The organism is Helicobacter cholecystus, from assembly GCF_003364215.1.
In the GTDB taxonomy this organism is placed as follows: Bacteria; Campylobacterota; Campylobacteria; order Campylobacterales; family Helicobacteraceae; genus Helicobacter_G; species Helicobacter_G cholecystus.
Genome location: NZ_NXLU01000026.1, coordinates 1 through 885 on the forward strand (window position 1 = coordinate 1; position 885 = coordinate 885).

At 33.2% G+C, this 885-nt stretch carries 1 protein-coding gene; it reads right to left on the reverse strand.

Annotation, left to right across the window (positions count from 1 at the left end; genetic code table 11):
• Positions 1-665: 665 nt before the first annotated feature.
• Positions 666-885, reverse strand: a 220-nt coding sequence (locus tag CQA62_RS06940) for a hypothetical protein (RefSeq protein WP_170125575.1), incomplete at its 5' end; no start/stop codon positions are given.

Here is an 885-nt window from a genome sequence, read left to right on the forward strand (position 1 = left end):
TATAAGCATATCCCTTTGTATACTCTTCATTATTATAAAGTCTAAGAGGAGCATTCAATCCATCCTCTCCACTTGCACTCTGAGCAACTTCATTTAAGAGAAGAGAGGGGATATTTGGAAGTGCAAAGAGAGAAGAGAAGTAAAGGAAGAGAAAGAGAAGACTAGGCATTAGGATTCTTTGGGAGTAGGGGATTTGGAATGTTTGGGGAGGAATTTATGGCAAGGTGAGGGCACTTATATTTAGTCTTCATGTCCTCTGCTACTTTTTTCTCTAGCTTTAAAAAAATATAAGACACACTTTCCCAATATCACCAAAGTAGTGCAAAAGCCTAAGATCACAATAAGTGCCAATGGAATCATTTTGCTTAATCCCTCGGAAATAAAAAAATGTAAAGACTGGGAAAAAGATATAAATACTAAAATTATGCATACAATGTCATATGAAGATTTATGCTTAGTCTTAAGGATAAAAATAAGAATTAAGAGAATAAAAACTAAACAATAAGGAGAGAGGAAGTAGAAATATATTCCTAATATCCCAAGTTTTAAAAATATCTTCTCTTTTAGAACTTTATAATTTGTTTGTGGAATAAAAACATCATAAAGAATTAAAAGAATAGGGGCAATGATGGGGATAAGGTAGAAAAGAATCCAAATACGTTCCATTATTTTCCTTTGAGTTTTGGTACCACAAAATTATTCCACTTATCTTTCGTATGCACACTATGATAAGGTATTTCATCCCCTGTTTGAAGTATTCTACTTTCAGGGTACAATCCTTTGAGAGGTTTGACTTTAATATTTGTTGCACTAGGCATTGTGCGTTTAGCATTGGGAGTAAGAGGATTGATATTTTTCCGGTCAAATTTGCCAAAAAAACTCTGA